Source organism: Kitasatospora sp. MY 5-36 (assembly GCF_001182915.1).
Classification (GTDB): Bacteria; Actinomycetota; Actinomycetes; order Streptomycetales; family Streptomycetaceae; genus Kitasatospora.
In genome coordinates this window covers 1-2,908 of the sequence record NZ_LFVW01000962.1, presented here as the reverse complement: position 1 = coordinate 2,908, position 2,908 = coordinate 1, and the positions used below count along the sequence as shown (strand labels likewise).

General features: G+C 74.4%; 2 protein-coding genes and 1 pseudogene. All 3 read right to left on the bottom strand.

The features are described 5' to 3' along the window. Positions 1 to 188: 188 nt before the first annotated feature. Positions 189 to 692: a DinB family protein gene (locus AE652_RS38850; RefSeq protein ID WP_049660190.1), complete on the bottom strand. Its 504-nt coding sequence runs from the start codon at positions 690 to 692 to the stop codon at positions 189 to 191. A gap of 36 nt (positions 693 to 728) precedes the next feature. After that, a complete protein-coding gene (locus tag AE652_RS38845; RefSeq protein ID WP_049660189.1) occupies positions 729 to 1,526 on the bottom strand; it encodes a VOC family protein in 798 nt (265 codons plus the stop codon). A 126-nt stretch (positions 1,527 to 1,652) separates the two neighbouring features. Next, a pseudogene (locus AE652_RS38840) lies at positions 1,653 to 2,908 on the bottom strand (germacradienol/geosmin synthase); the annotation flags it as partial.

Here is a 2,908-nt window from a genome sequence, read left to right as displayed (position 1 = left end):
CCTCGGCGGGGCGCTGGGCGCGGCCCTCTGCCGGGCCGCCCTGGACCGCGCCTGGGTGGAGCGGATCGGCTCCGGCCGGGCCCTCCGGGTCACCCCGGACGGCGGCCGGGCGCTGCGCGAACTCCTCGGCGTGGAGCTGCCCTGAGGGCCGCCCCGGCGCCGCTCCCGCTCAACGGCGCCGCTCCCGCTCAGCCCATCGACTTCGCCCCGTCCAGCGCCTCCCGGATGATGTCCGCGTGCCCGGCGTGCTGCGCGGTCTCGGCGATCAGGTGCAGCAGCACCCGCCGGGCCGACCAGGCCGTGCCCGGCGGGAACCAGGGCGCGGGCGGCAGGTCGTGGGCGGCGTCGAGGTCGGGCAGGCTCCGGACCAGCTCGTCCGTCCCGCGCGCCGTCCGCTCGTACTCGGCGAGCAGCCCGGCCAGGGTGTCGCCCTCCGCCATCCGGAACTGGGCCGCCCAGGCGTCCGGGTCGGCGGCGCCCGCGTCCCCGCTCCGCATCGCCTCCGCACCGCCGGTGATGAACCGCGCCCAGCGCGCCTCGACCCCCGCCACGTGCTTGATCAGGCCGCCGAGGCTCAGCTCGCTGACGGTGGTGCGCTCGGCCGCCTGCGCGTCGGTGAGGTCCCGTACGGTGTGCCGCAGCAGTCCGCGGTGCTTGTCCAGCGTCTCGACGAGTTCCTCGCGCTCACCCATCGGCCACCCCTGTCGCTCGTCGTCCCGTCGGACGCATCAGACGTCCTCCGTCTCCGGCTGCTCCCCTACCCGCCGGTCGAGGTCGATCAACCCGAAGGCCGCGCCCTGCGGGTCGCCGACCGCCGCGAACCGGCCGAACGGGCTGTCCATCGGCCCGAAGTACACCGTGCCGCCGCGCGCCGTCAGCCGCCCGATCGCGGCGTCGGTGTCGTCCACCGCGAAGTAGACGCTGATGTACGAGGGGGCCTCGGGCGGCAGGAAGTCGCCCTCCGCTCCCATCCGGCCCAGCACCGGCCGGCCGCCGACCTGGAACATCCGGTAGTCGAAGTCCCCGCCCGCCATCTTCTGCACGCCGTACGGGAAGACCGCCGGGAAGAAGGCGTCCGCCTTCGCGGGCTCGCGGGTCACCACCTCGGCCCAGCTGTACGCGCCGGGCTCGCCCTGCTTCTCGAAGCCCTCGTGCCGCCCGGCCTGCCAGACGCCGAACACCACGCCGCCCGGGTCCCTGGCGATCACCAGCGTGCCGAAGTCGCCGACCTGCATCGGCCCCATGACCACCTCGCCGCCGTTGGCGCGGATCCGCGCCGCGGTGGCGCCGGCGTCCGGCGAGGCCAGGTACAGGCACCAGGCGGACTGGGCCTCCGCGCCGGGCATCGGCGGCACGACCGCGGCGACCGCCTTGCCGTCCGAGTACGCCTGGGTGTAGTTGCCGAACTCCGACGAGCTCTCGCCGAAGGTCCAGCCCAGCACGTCGCCGTAGAAGGCCTTGGCGCCCTCCAGGTCGGTGAACATCGCGTCGGCCCAACAGGGTGTGCCCTCAGGTAGCGCAGTCATCTCTCTGCCCTCGTGTGTGGCGAAGCGCGCGCCGGGAGGGCGTACGCCGGCCCCCGGTTCGTCAGCCTAGCCACGACGCGCCGCACCCGCGCGGGCTGGAACCCGCGCGGGTGCGGACCTCCGAGGTCAGCCGCCCGCCGACAGGCGCAGCGAGGCCGTGCCCAGGCCGGTCGGGCCGAGCGGCACCGGGGGCGCCGGGGGCACCGGCACGATCGGAACCACCGGGGCGGTGCTCGCCGCCGGAGCCTCGGCGGCCGCCGCCGTGGCCGCCCGACGGGCCTGCGAGGCCTCCACCAGGTCACGTTCGGCGCCGAAGTGCCGCTCCAGGTCGGCCGTGCCGTACCGGAGGCAGCCCCCGTGCCAGTTGAGGATGCCCGCGAGCCAGTTCTCCAGCTCCCCCACGTACCCGTCGAGCAGTTCCCTGGCCGCCTGCTCCAGCCCGAAGTCCTCGTACATGACCGGGAGTTCCTTCTGCGCGACGTGCTGGAACTGGCCCAGCCGCGAGTGCATCAGGTCGTCGACGATCCGGACCCCGGACGGGTAGTCGCAGCCGAAGAAGTTCTGCACCACCAGGACGGCGTTGTGCAGCTCGCCCTCGTACTCGACCTCCTTCTGGTACGAGAAGAGGTCGTTCATCATGCACGCGTAGTCCATCGCGGAGTTCTCCAGCGCGCGCATCGAGCCGTGGTCGTACACCTCCTGCGGCACGGTCTGCCCGTGGCCGAGGCGGGAGAGGCTCGTGGTGAGCTCGGAGCCGAAGGTCGAGCGGCGCATCTCCAGGTAGTCCACCGGGTCCGGGATCCGGTTCTGGATCTGGTTGGCCAGCTCCCAGATCCAGCTGTCCAGCATCACCTCGACGGCCACCCGGAACCGGCCCCTGGCCTCGACGGCCATCGGGCCGGCGGTGCGCTCCCAGATGTCGGCGAGGCCGCGCTCCAGCGCGTTGACGGGCTCCGGCGCCGGGGTGCCGTCCACCGGCATGAACAGGGACAGCCGCGCGTTGGCGGCCTTGGCGCCGCCCAGGTCGCGGGTGCGTCCGAAGGCCCGGGGGTAGTAGTCGTCGGCCCAGGTGCCCCAGGCCAACCAGGCGGAGGCGATGTCGAGTTGGTCGGCGGTGGCGTCCGGGTGGAGGCCGGCCGCGCAGAGCGGGAGGTCGTAGTCGCGCATCGACTCGGCGTCCCAGATGCCGGACGCGGGGACGCCCGGCTCCGCCGCCAGCAGCCCCATCCGCCCGGCCCACTCGATCACGCGCTCCCGGGCGCCGTCCAGGTGCGGGCTCAGCCGGAGCTCGTACGGCAGCTCGAACTCGGGCAGCAGGGACGGCCCGACGGCCTGGTGCGGCACGTGGCCGTGCGACCGCGCCCGCCGCACGGCCGGGCCCG

Coding starts and splice junctions, on each gene's coding strand:
- AE652_RS38845 (WP_049660189.1), bottom strand. CDS start 1,526: ATGACTGCGCTACCTGAGGGCACACCCTGTTGGGCCGACGCGATGTTC.
- AE652_RS38850 (WP_049660190.1), bottom strand. CDS start 692: ATGGGTGAGCGCGAGGAACTCGTCGAGACGCTGGACAAGCACCGCGGA.